Genomic DNA, 17,306 nt, shown 5'->3' with positions numbered 1-17,306 from the left:
ACGAGTCAGATCCGTCGAACGGACTGAAACCTGCTGGTGACACCTCACCTCTGTTTCTGTGCTTCAATCGCGTTGTCCATCTCTGCTACTGAAAGGGGAGCTATGGCCCATGCTGAGCGCATTTAAACTGGATAATTGCCGTTTATCTCGTCTGGAACTGGATGACTCCGATGATCTCACCACGTCAATTTGGGTCGATTTGATCGAGCCGGAAGACGATGAGCGTGAAAAAGTACAAACCGAGCTGGGACAAAGCCTGGCCACCCGTCCTGAACTGGAAGACATTGAAGCATCGGCACGTTTTTTTGAAGATGAAGACGGCCTGCACATTCACTCCTTTTTCTTTTTTGAAGATGCTGACGATCACGCGGGTAACTCGACCGTGGCGTTTACCATTCGCGATGGTCGCTTGTACACCTTGCGCGAGCGTGAACTCCCTGCGTTCCGCCTGTACCGCATGCGTGCCCGTAACCAAACGCTGGTAGACGGTAATGCTTACGAACTGCTGCTCGACCTCTTTGAAACTAAAATTGAGCAACTGGCGGACGAAATCGAGAACATCTACAGCGATCTGGAATCGCTGAGCCGCATCATTATGGAAGGGCGTCAGGGCGAAGAGTACGACGACGCGTTGTCCACGCTGGCGGAACAGGAAGACGTGGGCTGGAAAGTTCGCCTGTGTCTGATGGATACCCAACGTGCACTGAATTTCCTGGTGCGTAAAGCTCGCTTGCCATCCGGCCAGTTGGAACAGGCGCGTGAAATCTTACGCGATATCGAATCTCTGCTGCCGCACAACGAATCCCTGTTCCAGAAGGTTAACTTCCTGATGCAGGCGGCGATGGGCTTCATCAATATCGAACAGAGCCGGATTATCAAGATCTTCTCGGTCGTTTCCGTGGTGTTCCTGCCACCGACGCTGGTGGCGTCCAGCTACGGGATGAACTTTGAATTTATGCCGGAGCTGAAGTGGTCGTTTGGCTATCCGGGCGCGATTGTGCTGATGATTCTCGCTGGACTGGCACCGTACCTCTACTTCAAACGTAAGAACTGGCTCTAAATCTGTCCGAATGCGTCTGATGGGATTGACCCGTCAGGCGCGTCAATATTCCTTCCTTTTATCGTTCTCCGATTCGCTATTCTTGTTTATTCTTCTGCGCCTGTTCATTCTCCGGCCATCTTGTTTAGAATGGCGAACAGTCTTTCTATTCTTACTTTCGATTATTCAATACAGGTCGTGTGCATGAAAGGGATGTCTCCTTGGATGCAATGGGGAATGTTGCTGTCGGTTTCATTATCCCTTGGGTTTGGGCTACAGATTTACCACGTTCCCGCCGCGCTGTTGCTGGGGCCGATGATGGTCGGCGTCGTCATGGGGTTAAACGGTGCGACAATTCGCATTCCGCCCGTCTGCTTTGCGGGCAGCAATGCTGTTCTAGGCTGTCTGGTCGCACAAAGCCTGTCATTTTCTATCCTGAAACCGTTGATGAGCGAATGGCCGCTGGTGCTGTTCATTCTGCTGGCGACGCTGGCTGCCAGCGGATTGTCCGGTTGGCTGCTGGTCAAATTTAGCGAACTGCCCGGAACGACCGGAACCTGGGGGGCATCGCCGGGCGGTGCGTCGGCGATGGTCGCGATGTCTGGGGAATTTGGCGCGGACGTGCGGCTGGTCGCCTTCATGCAATATTTACGTGTGCTGATGGTCACGGCGTCGGCGGCGTTCGTGGCGCGCCTGAGTTTGGGTGACGAGGCGGCGGAAAACAGTGCGATGCTGGTCTGGTTTCCCGCATTGGACTGGCGCTTTCTGGCGACGCTTTGCGTGGCGTTTGGCAGCGCCTGGTTTGGAAGACGCCTGCGTATTCCATCTGGGGCGCTGTTGGGGCCGATGATTATCGGCTCAATGCTGCATGCCAGCGGCACCTTGCAGCTGCAAACCCCGGAATGGCTGCTGGCGTTGGCCTATGCTTTTATCGGCTGGAGTGTGGGACTCTGTTTTACTCGCCCTATCTTTTTACTGGCGATACGCACGCTGCCGCACATGATGGCGTCGATAGTCGGACTGATGCTGCTGTGCGGTGGAATGGCGTGGATGGTGACGAAAATGATGCCGGTGGATATGCTGACCGCCTTTCTGGCGACCAGCCCCGGCGGGCTGGATTCGATTGCGATTATTGCCGCAGGCAGTCGGGTGGATATGGCATTTGTCATCGCCATGCAGACGCTGCGGCTGTTTTCGACGCTGTTGTTCAGCCCGATCTTATCGCGCTTTATTTCCCGTCGTGTTGAGGCTGGGAAACTGTAACTGGCGTGCGCCGTAGCTTACGCTGCGTATAAAGTGCATCCAGAATGAACAGCCCCAACGCGCCCCAGATGAAGGCAAAAGTAATCAGTTTGTCGCTGCTGAACGTTTCACCGTAGAACACCACCGCCAACATGAACATGATGGTCGGGCCGAGATACTGGAAGAAGCCGAGCGTTGACAGGCGCAGGCGCATCGCCGCTGAGGTGAAAAACAGCAACGGCACGGTGGTGACGATGCCCGCCGAGATCAGCAGTAGATTCAGCGACCAGGGGTTGGCTGTCAGATGGCTGCTTGGCGTGTCGGCAATAAAAAACAGATAAATGACCGCAACCGGAAGCAGCCACAGCGTTTCGATCAGCATGCCGGTTTGTCCGTCGATACCAATCTTCTTACGCAGCAGGCCGTATAACGCGAAGCTGAATGCCAGCCCGAGCGCGATAACGGGCAGCGAGCCAAACGTCCACAGCTGAACCAGTACGCCGGTCACGGCGAGCAGCACCGCCAGCCATTGCAGACGGCGAAAGCGTTCGCCCAGAAAGATCATACCCAGCATGACGTTAACCAGCGGGTTGATGAAATACCCCAGACTGGCTTCCAGCATGTGATGATTATTGACCGCCCAGATGTACAACAGCCAGTTCCCGCCGATAAGCACCGCCGTTAATGCCAACAGAAACAGATGCTTGACGTTGCGGCAGGCAAGGCTCACCTGACGCCATTTCCGACCGACCGTCAGCAGGATCAGCATAAAGAAGAATGACCAGATAATACGGTGCGTCAGTATTTCATTGGGTGGAATGTGCTCAAGTAGCTTGAAGTAAACGGGAGCAATTCCCCAAATAAAATACGCGGCGAGGGCGAAAAAGATCCCCTCACGGGTTTGTTGCGCGTTCATGGGTGACTCGATAAGGACGGCGGGAAAACGCTAAGTCTACCCAAAACTGTGAGCGCTTTCACGTAAAGTGTTAATGACAATTTTTTCTAACGTAAAGGTTACCCGACAATATAGGTTGCGGTGGCGCTGGCGAGATGCGAGCCCTGTTCGTTATGCAATTCGGCGCGCGCAACGGCGATTTTATTACCACCGCGCAGTAGCGTGCTGGTAATGGTGAAGCGTTCCCCATAGCCCGGACGTAGATAATCTACCCGCATATCAATCGTTCCCATGTGTGCGAGCCGATGGTGAAATTCCTGATCGCTGATTGTCTCATGGCGCAGCAGCGTATTACCGACGCAGACCAGCCCAGCGGCCACGTCCAGCCCGGCAGCAATTACGCCGCCGTGCAGGATTTTTTGTGCCGCATTGCCGATGAGCTTATCTTGTCGGGCGAACGTCAAGACGGCTTTGTCGGCTTCAAATTGCTGTAATTCAAGACCTAATTCGATGTTGAATGGCATCTTGTAAATGAAAATCTCGCCAACGAGCTGGCGCACAGTCTCTCTGGTTAATGTGGTTCCCTGAAATGATGGTACGTCAGCCATAGTTGTTTCCCGCTCGGATAAGAGACACATATTAAATGTGGTTGATTTGATGTATTTACGTTATGTGAATGTTTATTTTATGCATTGATTTTGTATCTTTCCAGAAAAGGCAGAGAAACGGGAGAACGATAATTCAAACGTCGTTGAACTGTGTAGAATGGCGGGCTTGAGTGGGGAAGGCGTATCACTATTTAGATAAATGAGTTTATTTAGATAAATGAGTTTATTTAGATAAAAGATTTTATTTGGATAAAAGAATGCTGGAGAAAAACATGTCGGAGAAAATGAATGCATAAAATCGGATTCGTACTGGCAGCATTACTGACAGCACAGGCTCATGCCGAAGACACAACAAACGCACCTGCGCCAAATCAACCTGCGGTACGTGGCAGCATTATTGCCAGCTTGTTAGAAGAGCACAACACCCCGTTTGTTCTCTATCCTTACGAGAGCAACTACATACTGTATACCTATAGCAGCAACATCAATAAAACGGCGATACAGAGCTATAACTGGGGCGATGAAGCACGTAAAGATGAAGTGCATTACCAGTTGAGCCTGGGGTTCCCGATTTGGCGTGGCATTCTGGGTGATAACTCGTTGCTGGGTGCTTCCTATACGCAGCGCTCATGGTGGCAGTTGTCTAATAAGAGCGAGTCTTCTCCGTTCCGTGAAACCAACTATGAGCCACAGGTCTTTTTGGGCTGGGCAACGAACTACACCTTCGCGGGCTGGACGCTGCGGGATGTGGAAATGGGCTTTAACCACCAGTCTAACGGCCGTTCCGAACCGACGTCGCGCAGTTGGAACCGTGCTTATGCTCGCCTGATGGCGCAGAACGGCAACTGGCAGGTTGATGTGAAGCCGTGGGTGCGTTTCTCCGACAGTCAGGATGACAATCCAGATATCACCAAATACATGGGCCATTACCGCTTACGCGTCGGCTATGTGTGGGGCGACAGCGTGTTTAGCGCAGAAGGTCGCTATAACTGGAACAGCGGCTACGGCGGTGGTGAACTGGGCTGGAGCTATCCGCTGACGCGTCATGTCCGTTTCTACACCAAAGTGTTTAGCGGCTATGGCGAATCCCTGATTGATTACAACCACCGTCAGACCCGCTTTGGCGTTGGCGTCACGCTGAACGACATGTTCTAACGACCATCTTTTCGCGGCTGGGTTTTTAGCGATTACCGCTTTAACCCTTGTCGTTTTACCAAACTAACGATTGCAGTTTTACCCAACGGCGCTGAAAATAGCGCCTGTTTGATTTCATTGAATTGGGGAAGGCGTGTCTACGGCGGAAGTATTGAATAAGGAAGCGCTGGCGGTTCAGGTTCTGCGGGACACGTTCGGCTACCAGCAATTCCGACCGGGTCAGCAGGAAATTATCAGCGCGACGCTCAGTGGGCAGGACTGTCTGGTTATCATGCCGACAGGCGGCGGTAAATCGCTGTGCTATCAAATCCCTGCGCTGGTGATGGACGGGCTGACGCTGGTGGTGTCCCCGTTGATTTCACTGATGAAAGATCAGGTCGATCAGCTTCAGGCCTACGGCGTTTCGGCAGCTTGCCTGAATTCGACGCAGACGCGCGAGCAGCAGCTTGAGGTGATGGCCGGTTGTCGTACTGGTCAGATCAAGCTGCTTTATATTGCGCCTGAACGCCTGACGACGGACAGCTTCCTCGATCATCTTGCCCACTGGCAGATCGCCCTGATCGCGGTGGATGAAGCGCACTGTATTTCCCAATGGGGGCACGATTTCCGCCCTGAATACCGGGCGCTGGGGCAGATTAAACAGCGTTTCCCTCATCTTCCTTTTATTGCGCTGACCGCTACCGCCGACGAAGCCACGCGGAACGACATCGTTCGTCTGTTGGATCTCCAGTCGCCACTGATTCAGATCAGCAGCTTTGACCGCCCGAATATTCGCTACACGCTGGTGGAGAAGTTCAAACCGCTCGACCAGCTCTGGATATTCGTGCAGGCGCAGCGTGGAAAAAGCGGCATCATCTACTGCAACAGCCGTTCCCGCGTGGAGGACATCAGCGCGCGTTTGCAGGCGCGTGGGTTGAGCGCAGGGGCTTATCACGCTGGATTGGATAACGAACGACGTGCACAGGTGCAGGAAGCGTTCCTGCGTGACGATCTTCAGGTGGTGGTCGCGACCGTTGCATTTGGTATGGGCATCAACAAGCCTAACGTGCGGTTCGTGGTGCATTTTGATATTCCGCGCAACATCGAATCCTACTATCAGGAAACGGGGCGAGCCGGACGTGATGGACTCGCTGCTGAAGCCGCGCTGTTCTACGATCCGGCGGATATGGCGTGGCTGCGCCGCTGTCTGGAAGAAAAACCGACTGGCCCGCAGTTGGATATCGAGCGTCATAAGCTCAATGCGATGGGCGCGTTTGCCGAAGCGCAGACCTGCCGCCGTCTGGTGCTGCTGAATTATTTCGGTGAAGGACGCCAAGAGGCCTGCGGCAACTGTGATATTTGTCTCGATCCACCGAAGCGCTATGACGGGCTGGTAGAAGCGCAAAAGGCGCTCTCCTGCGTATACCGCGTTGGGCAGCGCTTTGGTTTAGGCTATATCGTCGAGGTGCTGCGCGGGGCGAATAATCAGCGTATCCGTGACTTCGGCCATGACAAACTGCCGGTTTACGGTATTGGTAAAGATAAATCGCAGGAGCATTGGGTCAGCGTGCTGCGCCAATTGATTCATCTGGGCTTGCTGAACCAGAACATCACAATGCATTCCGCCGTACAGCTTACCGAATCTGCGCGCCCAGTGTTGCGGGGAGAGATGCCGCTACAGCTGGCCGTGCCGCGTGTGATTAACCTGAAACCGCGCGCCAATCAAAAATCTTACGGTGGAAATTACGACCGCAAGCTGTTTGCTAAATTGCGCAAACTGCGTAAATCCATCGCGGATGAAGACAATATTCCGCCTTACGTGGTGTTCAGCGATGCCACGCTGCTGGAGATGGCTGAAATGATGCCGATCACTGCGGGTGAACTGCTGAATATCAACGGGGTTGGACACCGTAAACTCGAACGTTTCGGTGCGCCTTTCATGAACATGATTCGCGATCATGTCGATAATAATGATGACGAGTGATGATCGTCTTGTCTGACTGCATTTAAAAAACAGGAAAACCAACATGCTGATGCTATTTATGACGGTGGCGCTGGTGCATTTCATTGCGCTGATGAGCCCGGGACCGGATTTCTTTTTCGTTTCACAGACTGCGGCCAGCCGTTCCCGCCGTGAAGCGATGATGGGCGTGTTAGGTATTTCTCTGGGCGTTATGGTCTGGGCAGCTATCGCGCTGCTGGGGCTGCACCTGCTGTTGCAAAAAATGGCCTGGCTGCATACAGCCGTTACCGTCGGCGGCGGGTTGTACCTGTGCTGGATGGGCTGGCAGATGCTGTGCTCCGCACGAAATAAAGCACAGCTGGAAACCACGCAGGAGAAGGCGGTGGTACTGCCTCAGCGCGGTAAAACCTTCATGCGCGGATTGTTGACGAATCTGGCGAATCCGAAGGCGCTGATCTATTTCGGCAGCGTGTTCTCGCTGTTTGTCGGCGACAGCGTCGGCAGCGGTGCGCGTTGGGGCTTGTTTGCGCTGATCTCAATTGAAACGCTGCTCTGGTTCAGCCTGGTCGCGATGGTTTTCGCCCTACCGACAATGCGTCGTGGCTATCAGCGTCTGGCGAAATGGGTGGATGGCGTGGCGGGCGTGCTGTTTACCGGGTTCGGCCTGCACCTGATTTTCTCTCGCTAATCTTCCCTGTGAGAATATCCCTCTAAGATCATTTTCTTTAGAGAAAAAAAGCAGCGCGCCGCAGTTTGATACGGCGCGCTGCCGTCATCAGGCCTTTCTCGCCGTAGCGAGTAACGCGCCAACCAGCACGAACAGTGAACCAAATATCCGGTTGAGCGTCTTCATCTGCCGTGGGCCTTTCAGCCATCCGGCGATACGCGTGGCCAGCGTGGCGTAGCCAATCATCACGATGATATCGACCACCACGGTGGTGATGCCCAACACCAGATACTGTGCGGCCTGCGGCTGGTGGGGAATAATGAACTGCGGGAACAGCGCTGCCAGAAACACGATGCTTTTTGGGTTGGTTAGATTCACCAGCACCGCGCGTTTAAAGAGCCTGCGACGTGGCATCGCGCTGGCGATTGCCTGAAGATCCAGAGCGCCTGCGGCGCGCCATTGCTGAATCCCCAGCCAAATCAGATAAGCCGCGCCCAGCCATTTCAGCATATCGAAAGCCAGTACAGACTGGTTAAGCAACGCGCCTAACCCAATGCCGACCAGCACGATATGAATCGCCAGCCCGACCTGTAAACCACAGATCGAGGCCGCCGCACCGCGATAGCCGTGGCTAATTCCGGTGCTCATGGTGTTGATGGCACCAGAGCCGGGCGACAGGCTGAGAATAAGCGTTGTGAGTAAGTAGGTTAACCACCAATCCAATGTCATGAAGCATGCCCCTGGAAAATTTTTATGTCACAATACGCCTATGCTTCATCGCTTGTCATGTTCTTTACCTGCTCCACCGGAGAGGTGTGATGATTCAACGCCACAATACGTTTGTAACAGCTGAATTGTTAACGCCTGAATCGTTAGCGGCAGGTCTGTTAACGCGAGAAGCGCAGTTTGCCGCTTTTGCTACCGGAGAATTACTGGATTTCTGGCGTCAGCGCGAAGAGGGCGAATTCTCTGGCGTTGATGATGTACCGATCCGGTTTGTTCGCTTTACCGCGCCCCAGCACGACAAGATTGTCGTTGTCTTTTCAGGCCGTATCGAAAGCTATGTCAAATATAGCGAAGTCGCTTATGACCTCTTTCATCGCGGCTATGATGTGCTCATCATGGATCACCGTGGGCAAGGGCGATCGGGTCGGGTGCTGCAAGACGGACACCGTGGACACGTCGTGCGCTTCAGTGATTATGTCGATGATGCCGAAACGCTGTGTCAGCAGCATATTGGCCCGAAGCACTATACCCGTCGGTTTGCTTTAGCGCATTCAATGGGGGGCGCGATTCTGGCGCAGCTTCTGATTCGTCAACCTGAGACGTTTGATGCCGTCGCGCTGTGTGCGCCGATGTTTGGCATTCGTTTGCCGCTTCCCCATTGCATCGCGGGCTGGATTGTCGATTGGGCGGAACGTCGCCCAGCAATACGCGATTACTACGCTATCGGCACCGGACAGTGGCGTCCTTTGCCTTATCGGATGAATGTGCTGACGCACAGCCGTGAGCGCTACCAGCGCAGCATTCGATTTTATGCGGATTCACCGGATTTGCGCATCGGCGGCCCGACCTATCATTGGGTGCGGGAGGCGATACAGGCGGGGAAACAGCTAGTGGCACAGGCCAACGCCATCACTACGCCGCTTCTGCTGCTACAGGCGGGAGAGGAACGCGTGGTGGATAACCGCAGCCAGAATGCGTTTTGCCAGACACTGGCACAGAACGGTAACGCCAATTCAAACGGCGTTTTGCAGGTGATACCCGGTGCGCGGCACGAAATCCTCTTTGAAACGGATAACCTCCGCGCTAAGGCATTTGCGCTGATTTTTGCGCACTTTGCGCGTTATCATTAATTTTAGACTGTTGGCACGTCGTTCAACGGGCGCTGCCAGCAACCTCGTTAATTTTTTGCGGCACGTGCCGCCACAACACACCAGAAGTGAGATCTCATCGCTATGTACCATGTCGTTGCTTCCGATTTAGATGGCACACTGCTGTCACCTGACCACTCGTTGTCCCCGTATGCGAAAGAAACCCTCAGGCTGCTGACGGAGAAAGGGATTCACTTTGTGTTTGCTACTGGACGGCATCACATGGATGTCGCGCAGATCCGCGATAATCTCGGTATCAACGCGTTTATGATTACCTCGAATGGTGCGCGCGTGCACAACTCGCAGGGCGAGCTGATTTTCAGCCACAACCTGGATCAGGATATCGCCCGCGACCTTTACAGCGTCGTACACAATAACCCCGATATGCTGACGCACGTTTACCGCGATGATGAGTGGTTTATGAACCGTCCGCGCGCGGAAGAGGAGCGTTTCTTCAAAGAGTCGATCTTTAAATACAAACTGTTCGAGCCTGCACTGCTCGAAACCGATGGCGTCAGCAAGGTGTTCTTTACTTGTGATTCCCATGAACAGCTGTTACCGCTGGAAGAAGCGCTCAACGCGCGCTGGGGCGACCGTGTTAACGTGAGCTTTTCGACGCTTACGTGTCTGGAAGTGATGGCGGGCGGCGTGTCTAAAGGCCATGCGCTGGAACAAGTGGCGAAGATTATCGGCTTCTCACTCAAAGAGTGCGTGGCGTTTGGTGATGGCATGAACGACTACGAAATGCTGTCGATGGCGGGTAAAGGCTGCGTGATGCAGAACGCGCATCAGCGCCTGAAAGATATGCTGCCAGATCGCGAAGTGATTGGGTCTAACGCGGACAGCGCGGTGCCGAATTACCTGCGTGAACTGTTCCTGAAGTAATCGATATGATTAAGTCAGTGCATCATCGGGCACGCCGTGCCCGATGGCAATGCTGAGACTCAGCGCGGTTTTTTCAGGAAATCGACCGCTTTGTCGGGAAAGTCGGTGAACAGGCCATCAACATTTGCCTGATAGTAGAGAATGTCGTAGAGCCGATCGATATCGTTGGCGTAGGCCGGTAGCCTGTCGGCTCTTGCCGTAAACGGCTGTACCTGAAGTTTATGCTGGTGGGCTTCCTTCACCATGTCGGTAAAGGTGATGTGGTCAGGCGTCGCCCCTTTCTGGACGAGCATATGATAGTCCGGGCCGATGCCGTCGGCATAGGTCGCAATTTGCTGCATAGCGCCGGGCTTTTGCATCCAGTCGTAGTTGTAATTCACCCACGTCCCATCGGCCTGCTTCTCGTAGGTTTCATGCCAGTCGGTATAGGCAATGAGCTGAATCAGGTTCAGATCCATCTTCATCTGCGGCTGCAATTCGGTTTTGATGCGCTTTAGCTCGGCGACATCAAACGATTGCAGGAAAACCTTATCGCTCTTCTTCGTATAGCCATATTGCTTCAGCACGGTCAGCGTTTCGCGCGCGATGTCTTTCCCTTCCTGATGGTGAAACCACGGCGCTTTGATTTCGGGGTAGAGCCCGATGTTCTTGCCAGTTGAGTGGTTCAGACCCTGAATAAATTCAATTTCTTCCTGAAAGGTATGAATACGAAAGTCGGATTTCCACATCGGAAAACGGTTCGGGTAGCTCTGTACCTGTTTGCCGTCTTTGATGTCGAATCCTTCGGTGAATTGTAGCGACTTGATCTCTTTTAGCGTGAAGTCGATAGCGTAAAAGCGTCCATCTTTACGGGCGCGTTGTGGAAAACGTTCTGCTACGTCGGTCACGCGATCCAGATAGTGATCGTGCAGGACAATGAGCGCGTTATCTTTGGTGAGCACCAGATCCTGTTCCAGATAATCGGCACCCTGAGCGTAGGCCATCGCCTTCGCCGGAAGCGTATGCTCGGGCAGATAGCCGCTGGCACCGCGGTGGGCAATAACGATTTTGTCGGTTGAGGAAGCGGAAACACTAAAGGAAACGGAGAGCGCGAGGGCGGAGAGTAGGGATGTTACGGTAACGTTCATGCGATCAAACCTCTTTCTGTTGAGAGAAAGGCGGCGTCATCAGGACGCCGCCAGAGGGATGCTTACAAGAGCGGGTTAGGCGCGGTTGGCTAACTCAGCTTTATGCTTTTTCTCATTCAGCATAACAACAATCAGCAGAAGTACAGCCAGAATACTGCCGCCGATCATCACCATAAAGCCGCCGTCCCAACCGAAGAAGTCAACGGTGTAGCCGACGATGGCGCTAGCGGCAACGGAGCCACCGAGGTAACCGAACAGGCCGGTGAAGCCCGCTGCGGTACCCGCTGCTTTTTTCGGTGCCAGTTCCAGCGCGTGCAGACCAATCAGCATGACCGGGCCGTAAATCAGGAAGCCGATAACGATCATACAGGCCATGTCCACACCCGGGTTGCCGGCTGGGTTCATCCAGTAAACGATGGTTGCTATTGTCACCAGCGTCATGAAGAACACGCCCGTTGCACCACGGTTGCCTTTGAAGACCTTGTCGGACATCCAGCCGCACAGCAGCGTGCCCGGAATACCTGCGTATTCGTAGAAGAAATAGGCCCAGGAAGACTTATCCAGTGCGAAGTGTTTAACTTCCTTCAGGTAGGTCGGTGACCAGTCGAGGATACCGTAACGCAGCAGGTAAACGAAGACGTTGGCGATCGCGATGTACCACAGCAGTTTGTTCGGGAAAACGTACTGCATGAAGATCTGCTTAGCCGTCAGTTCTTCTTCTGCTTTTTCATTGTAATCAACCGGATAATCGTTTTTGTACTCTTCAATCGGTGGCAGACCACAGGATTGTGGTGTGTCACGCATCAGTGCAAAAGCGATCATGGCAATCAGAATGGCGGCGAAGGCCGGCATATAGAGTGCGGCTTTCCAGTCGTTGAACCAGGCCATACCCAGCAGGAACAGCAGAGGAGGAATACCACCGCCGACGTTGTGAGCACAGTTCCATACGGACACGATGCCACCACGTTCTTTCTGCGACCACCAGTGAACCATGGTACGTCCGCACGGTGGCCAGCCCATACCCTGGAACCATCCGCACAGGAACAGCAGAACGAACATAATCGCAATGCTGGACGTTGCCCACGGCACGAAGCCCATGAACAGCATGACCGCAGCTGACAGAATCAGACCCGCAGGCAGGAACACGCGCGGGTTAGAACGGTCGGATATCGACCCCATGATAAATTTGGAAAAACCGTAGGCAATGGAGATGCCCGACAGCGCAAAACCGAGGTCACCGCGTGAGAAGCCCTGGTCAATCAGATAAGGCATGGCAAGTGCGAAGTTTTTACGCACCAGATAGTAGGCGGCGTAGCCAAAAAAGATCCCCATGAAAATCTGCCAACGCAGGCGGCGATAGAGCGGATCGACGTGTTCTTGTGACACGCGCGGCTGGTGGGCGGCGGGCCTAAAAATACTCAGCATAGATATCTCCAATGCGAAAAAAAACGAGAGCTTTTTTGTTCTATTACGAACGTTATTGTAAGGGGGTAGCGTGCAAATGAGTGTGATTCATGACGCTAATGTTACACTTTTATGAAACTGTGACGATTTTTGCGCTCATGTTAACAGAATCGAAAAATTCCACAGTGCGGTTTTAGTGACCCAAATCACACTTATTGTTTTTAAACCCCTTCTTGTTTTCGTTTGGTGTTCGTTTTTGCTCTTTATCAAACATTAATCCTTCTTTTTGTGTCCCAATAGCAACATGTATACCATCCGCCTGGAGCGAGAACATGATGCAAAATACGGGGAACTGGCGTGAAACTGACGTGGTTGTCATCGGCGGTGGTGCGACGGGAGCGGGTACGGCACGGGACTGTGCTCTGCGCGGACTGCGCTGCCTGCTGCTTGAACGTTATGATATTGCGACCGGAGCGACCGGGCGTAATCACGGCTTATTACACAGCGGCGCCCGCTATGCGGTAACCGATGGCGAGTCTGCCCGCGAGTGTATTGAAGAAAACCAGATTCTCCGGCGGATTGCTCGCCACTGTATTGAACCTACTGACGGTCTGTTTATCACCTTGCCCGAAGACGATCTCGGCTGGCAGGCACAGTTTATTACCGCCTGCCAGCAGGCGGGGATTCGCGCGCAGGCGTTGGATCCGCAGGAAGCGTTACGACTGGAACCGGCAGCAAACCCGACGCTGATTGGCGCGGTGCGCGTGCCGGATGGTTCGGTCGATCCTTTTCGCCTGACGGCGGCCAACATGATTGACGCCTGCGAGCACGGCGCGGAAGTGCTGACCTATCATGAGGTCATCGGGCTGATTCGTCAGGGCGACCGTATTACCGGCGTGCGCGTTTTCGACCATAAAAAAGGTGTAGAAACAGAAATCTATGCACAGGTGGTGGTTAACGCGGGCGGTATTTGGGGGCAGCACATTGCGGAATATGCCGATCTGCGCGTGCGTATGTTTCCGGCAAAAGGCGCGCTGTTGATACTTGGACACCGCATCAACAACATGGTGATCAACCGCTGCCGTAAACCGGCGGATGCCGACATTCTGGTGCCGGGCGATACCATTTCGCTGATTGGCACCACCTCAACCCACATCGATTACGATCAAATCGACAATATGCTGGTAACGCCTGCTGAGGTGGAAACGCTGATGCGGGAAGGCTCGATGCTGGCACCTAAGTTGGCGAGCACGCGTATTCTCCGCGCCTATGCGGGCGTCCGACCGCTGGTTGCCAGCGATAGCGATCCGAGCGGCCGTAGCGTGAGCCGCGGCATTGTCCTGCTCGACCATGCCAGCCGCGACGGGCTGGAAGGGTTTATTACCATCACTGGCGGCAAGCTAATGACCTACCGCCTGATGGCGGAGTGGGTGACTGACGCTATTTGCAAAAAGCTGGGTCATGACGTGGCCTGCTCGACGGCACAGACGCCGCTGCCCGGTTCTGAATCGCTGGAGGAGGTGAAATCTGCTCCTCACGCTCTGTCTGCTTACCCTGCGGCAAAACCGCTCTCTGCGCCGCTGCGCGGCTCGGCGATTTATCGCCATGGTGAACGTGCCGGAAGAATGCTGTCCGGTGAGCGTCTGGACCGCAGTCTGGTGTGCGAATGCGAGGCGGTGACGGCGGGGGAAGTGCGCTACGCCGTGGAATCACTGCAGGTGAATAACCTGATTGATTTACGTCGGCGCACCCGCGTGGGTATGGGCACCTGTCAGGGTGAACTGTGCGCCTGTCGTGCGGCGGGTTTACTGTGCCGTCTGGGCACCGCGACGCCGGAACAGTCGCTCACGCAGCTCAGCCAGTTTTTGAACGAACGCTGGAAAGGCGTTCGCCCGATTGCGTGGGGCAATGCGCTGCGCGAAAGCGAGTTTACCAGTTGGATTTATCAGGGATTGTGCGGCCTGACGGCCAGCGACAGTCAGGAGGATCGTCATGCGCTATGACGTTGTGATTATCGGTGGTGGACTGGCGGGATTGACCTGCGGTATTCGCTTATTGGAGCAGGGGAAACGCTGCGCGATTGTCAGCGCGGGGCAGAATGCGCTGCATTTTTCTTCCGGCGCGTTGGATTTACTCTCCCATCTGCCTGACGGGCAGCCCGTGAGCCAGCCGCTCGATGCACTGGATGAATTGGCGCGTCAGGCTCCTCATCACCCTTATTCCCGCATGGGTGCGGCGGCAGTTTCGGTACTGTTGCCACAGGTTGAAGCATTGCTGGAACGCAGCAATATCACTTTGCAGGGCAATCATCAGCAGAACCACTGGCGCATGACGCCGTTAGGTAAGTTTCGCGCCTGCTGGCTGAGTCCGGTCGATGGCGTAACGCGTGGTCTGCCGGATTCCCGCTTTGGCGACAATCCGTTGGTTGCGGGTATCGAAGGCTTTCTGGATTTTCAGTCCCGTATTGTAGCCGGTACGCTTCAGACGCAGGGGATCGCGGCACGCAGTGATGAACTCAAGCTGCCTGTGCTGGATCGGTTGCGTCAGAACCCCAGCGAATTCCGCGCGGTCAATATCGCCCGCGTGCTCGACCGACCGGAAAATCGCTCGGCACTGGTGGAAGAGCTGTCGCTTCTGGCTAACGGTAACGATGCCATCATCATGCCTGCCTGTCTGGGATTGGACAGCCCTGAAATCATTAATGAACTCGCTGATGCGTTAGGTAAACCGGTGCTGCTGTTGCCGACATTGCCGCCGTCATTGCTCGGATTACGCCTGCATCAGGCGCTGTCGCAGCGCTTTCGCCAACTGGGTGGCATGGTGATGCCGGGCGATCGTGCGGTGCGCGCCTCGCTGTCGCCGCAGGGGATTGCGATTCATAGCCACCATCATCGCGATATTCCGCTGCGGGCGAAGCACGCGGTGCTGGCGAGCGGCAGCTTCTTCAGTAACGGGCTGGTGACGCAGTTTGATCGGGTGACCGAACCGGTCTTTGGGCTGGACGTTCGATTCGCTGACCAGCGCGAGGGCTGGAGCCAGCAGGATGTGTTTGCGCCGCAGCCTTATATGCAATTTGGCGCGATTGTCGATGAACATCTGCATCCGCGCATTGGGGGCGAAACGGTCAACAACCTGTACGCGATTGGCGCGGTGCTGGAAGGTTTCGACCCAATTGTGCAGGGATGTGGAGCGGGGGTTTCCTTACTCAGTGCCCTTCATGTTGCCGAACAGATTTTGAAGGAGGGCAACCCATGAGCCTGCTTAGCGATAACAGTTTTGAAGATTGCATCAAGTGTACGGTCTGTACCACGTACTGCCCGGTTTCGCGCGTGAACCCGCTTTATCCCGGCCCGAAACAGGCTGGGCCGGACGGCGAACGCCTGCGGCGTAAAGATCCGGCGCTGTATGATGATGCGCTGAAATACTGCACCAACTGCAAACGTTGTGAAGTCGAGTGCCCGTCAGATGTCAAAATTGGCGACATTATTCAGCGTGCAAAGGGGACCCACAGCACCCACAAGCCGACGCTGCGCGATGCGATTCTGAGCCATACCGATCTCATGGGGTCGATTGCCACGCCGTTTGCGCCGCTGGTGAATACGGCGACCAGCCTGAAGCCAGTGCGCCAGCTGCTGGATAAAGCGTTGAAAATCGACCATCGTCGCCAGTTGCCGAAATATTCATTCGGCACCTTCCGGCGCTGGTATCGCCAGCAGGCAGCAAAGCAGCAGGCTTATGATGAGCAGATCGCCTACTTCCACGGCTGCTATGTGAACTACAACCATCCACAGCTGGGTAAAGATCTGGTTCAGGTCTTTAACGCAATGGGCATTGGCGTCCAGTTGCTGAATAAAGAGAAGTGCTGCGGCGTGCCGCTGATCGCCAATGGTTTTCACGACAAAGCCAGAAAGCAGGCACATGCCAATATCAAATCGCTGGATGAGGCAATCAATCAGAAATCCCTGTCGGTAGTCGCGACATCCTCCAGCTGTACGTTCACGCTGCGGGACGAATATCCGCATCTGCTGGGCGTGGATAACGGCCATGTGCGCGATGGTGTCGAACTGGTGACGCGTCAGCTTTACCGTCTGCTGGAAGAAGAAGGGCGCACGCTGCCGCTGGGTAAATTGCCGCTGCGGGTGGCGTATCACACGCCTTGTCACCTGGAACGCATGGGCTGGACGGCGTATACCCTGGCGCTGCTGCAACGTATCCCCGGTCTTGAGCTGGTGATGCTGGATTCCCAGTGCTGCGGTATTGCGGGCACCTACGGCTTCAAGAAAGAGAATTACGCCACGTCGCAAGGCATTGGCGCACCGCTGTTCCAGCAGATTGAAGAGAGCGGGGTCGATATTGTGGTGACGGACTGCGAAACCTGTAAATGGCAGATTGAGATGTCGACCAGCAAGCTGTGTGAACACCCGATCACTCTGCTGGCAAGGGCATTGACGCAGCCAGAGTAACAAAC

At 54.5% G+C, this 17,306-nt stretch carries 15 protein-coding genes; 10 read left to right on the top strand and 5 right to left on the bottom strand.

All coding sequences use genetic code 11. From position 1 onward, the window contains the following. The first annotated feature begins 109 nt into the window (after positions 1 to 109). Positions 110 to 1,060, top strand: coding sequence for a magnesium/cobalt transporter CorA (gene corA / locus BJJ97_RS03545; protein WP_095700858.1), 951 nt, complete (start codon positions 110 to 112; stop codon positions 1,058 to 1,060). Between the two features lie 183 nt (positions 1,061 to 1,243). Then, entirely contained in the window at positions 1,244 to 2,302 is a 1,059-nt protein-coding gene (locus BJJ97_RS03540; RefSeq protein WP_095993087.1) for an AbrB family transcriptional regulator, read from the top strand. Here the strand turns inward: BJJ97_RS03540 and rarD are convergent. Together rarD and BJJ97_RS03530 are read right to left on the bottom strand one after the other, a co-directional pair. Then, a complete protein-coding gene (gene rarD, locus BJJ97_RS03535; protein WP_095993086.1) occupies positions 2,268 to 3,197 on the bottom strand; it encodes an EamA family transporter RarD in 930 nt (309 codons plus the stop codon). The genes BJJ97_RS03540 and rarD overlap by 35 nt on opposite strands. Positions 3,198 to 3,295: 98 nt before the next feature. Continuing rightward, on the bottom strand, positions 3,296 to 3,784 hold the full coding sequence (locus tag BJJ97_RS03530) for a thioesterase family protein (RefSeq protein ID WP_095993085.1): 489 nt from the start codon (positions 3,782 to 3,784) through the stop codon (positions 3,296 to 3,298). 288 nt (positions 3,785 to 4,072) lie between these two features. Between BJJ97_RS03530 and pldA the strand changes: the two genes are divergently transcribed. The 3 genes from pldA (at position 4,073) to rhtC (ending at position 7,569) form a co-directional block, all read left to right on the top strand. Further along, entirely contained in the window at positions 4,073 to 4,939 is an 867-nt protein-coding gene (gene pldA, locus BJJ97_RS03525; protein WP_095993084.1) for a phospholipase A, read from the top strand. A gap of 133 nt (positions 4,940 to 5,072) precedes the next feature. Beyond that, positions 5,073 to 6,902 carry an ATP-dependent DNA helicase RecQ gene (recQ, locus tag BJJ97_RS03520; RefSeq protein WP_095993083.1) on the top strand — a complete coding sequence of 610 codons (1,830 nt, stop codon included), beginning with the start codon at positions 5,073 to 5,075 and terminating at the stop codon, positions 6,900 to 6,902. Positions 6,903 to 6,945: 43 nt separating this feature from the next. After that, complete coding sequence (gene rhtC, locus BJJ97_RS03515) at positions 6,946 to 7,569, top strand: threonine export protein RhtC (RefSeq protein WP_095993082.1); 624 nt, start codon at positions 6,946 to 6,948, stop codon at positions 7,567 to 7,569. 87 nt (positions 7,570 to 7,656) lie between these two features. Here the strand turns inward: rhtC and rhtB are convergent, their stop codons facing one another. Continuing rightward, entirely contained in the window at positions 7,657 to 8,277 is a 621-nt protein-coding gene (gene rhtB / locus BJJ97_RS03510) for a homoserine/homoserine lactone efflux protein (protein ID WP_039311603.1), read from the bottom strand. Between the two features lie 89 nt (positions 8,278 to 8,366). Between rhtB and pldB the strand changes: the two genes are divergently transcribed. Together pldB and yigL are read left to right on the top strand one after the other, a co-directional pair. Beyond that, complete coding sequence (gene pldB / locus BJJ97_RS03505) at positions 8,367 to 9,404, top strand: lysophospholipase L2 (RefSeq protein ID WP_095993081.1); 1,038 nt, start codon at positions 8,367 to 8,369, stop codon at positions 9,402 to 9,404. A 102-nt stretch (positions 9,405 to 9,506) separates the two neighbouring features. Continuing rightward, complete coding sequence (gene yigL, locus BJJ97_RS03500; RefSeq protein ID WP_039486735.1) at positions 9,507 to 10,307, top strand: sugar/pyridoxal phosphate phosphatase YigL; 801 nt, start codon at positions 9,507 to 9,509, stop codon at positions 10,305 to 10,307. A gap of 59 nt (positions 10,308 to 10,366) precedes the next feature. On the opposite strand, the gene glpQ is transcribed toward yigL, so the two are convergent. Together glpQ and glpT are read right to left on the bottom strand one after the other, a co-directional pair. After that, complete coding sequence (gene glpQ, locus BJJ97_RS03495; protein ID WP_095993080.1) at positions 10,367 to 11,434, bottom strand: glycerophosphodiester phosphodiesterase; 1,068 nt, start codon at positions 11,432 to 11,434, stop codon at positions 10,367 to 10,369. 75 nt (positions 11,435 to 11,509) lie between these two features. After that, positions 11,510 to 12,859 carry a glycerol-3-phosphate transporter gene (gene glpT, locus BJJ97_RS03490; RefSeq protein ID WP_095700848.1) on the bottom strand — a complete coding sequence of 450 codons (1,350 nt, stop codon included), beginning with the start codon at positions 12,857 to 12,859 and terminating at the stop codon, positions 11,510 to 11,512. A gap of 311 nt (positions 12,860 to 13,170) precedes the next feature. Here glpT and glpA point away from each other — a divergent pair, with 311 nt between their 5' ends. From glpA to glpC, 3 genes are read left to right on the top strand one after another with little or no spacing between them, the layout of a single operon-like run. Continuing rightward, entirely contained in the window at positions 13,171 to 14,841 is a 1,671-nt protein-coding gene (gene glpA / locus BJJ97_RS03485) for an anaerobic glycerol-3-phosphate dehydrogenase subunit A (RefSeq protein WP_167385188.1), read from the top strand. Further along, on the top strand, positions 14,831 to 16,093 hold the full coding sequence (glpB, locus tag BJJ97_RS03480; protein ID WP_095993079.1) for a glycerol-3-phosphate dehydrogenase subunit GlpB: 1,263 nt from the start codon (positions 14,831 to 14,833) through the stop codon (positions 16,091 to 16,093). Before glpA ends, glpB begins: the two co-directional genes overlap by 11 nt. After that, positions 16,090 to 17,301 (top strand): anaerobic glycerol-3-phosphate dehydrogenase subunit GlpC, encoded by a 1,212-nt coding sequence (gene glpC, locus BJJ97_RS03475; RefSeq protein ID WP_095993078.1) that lies wholly within the window; start codon positions 16,090 to 16,092, stop codon positions 17,299 to 17,301. The genes glpB and glpC overlap by 4 nt, the downstream gene beginning before the upstream one ends. Positions 17,302 to 17,306 lie beyond the last annotated feature (5 nt).

Source organism: Pectobacterium polaris (genome assembly GCF_002307355.1).
Taxonomy (GTDB): domain Bacteria; phylum Pseudomonadota; class Gammaproteobacteria; order Enterobacterales; family Enterobacteriaceae; genus Pectobacterium; species Pectobacterium polare.
The sequence above is the reverse complement of the archived record's forward strand: the minus strand, read 5'-3'. Positions and strand labels throughout refer to the sequence as shown.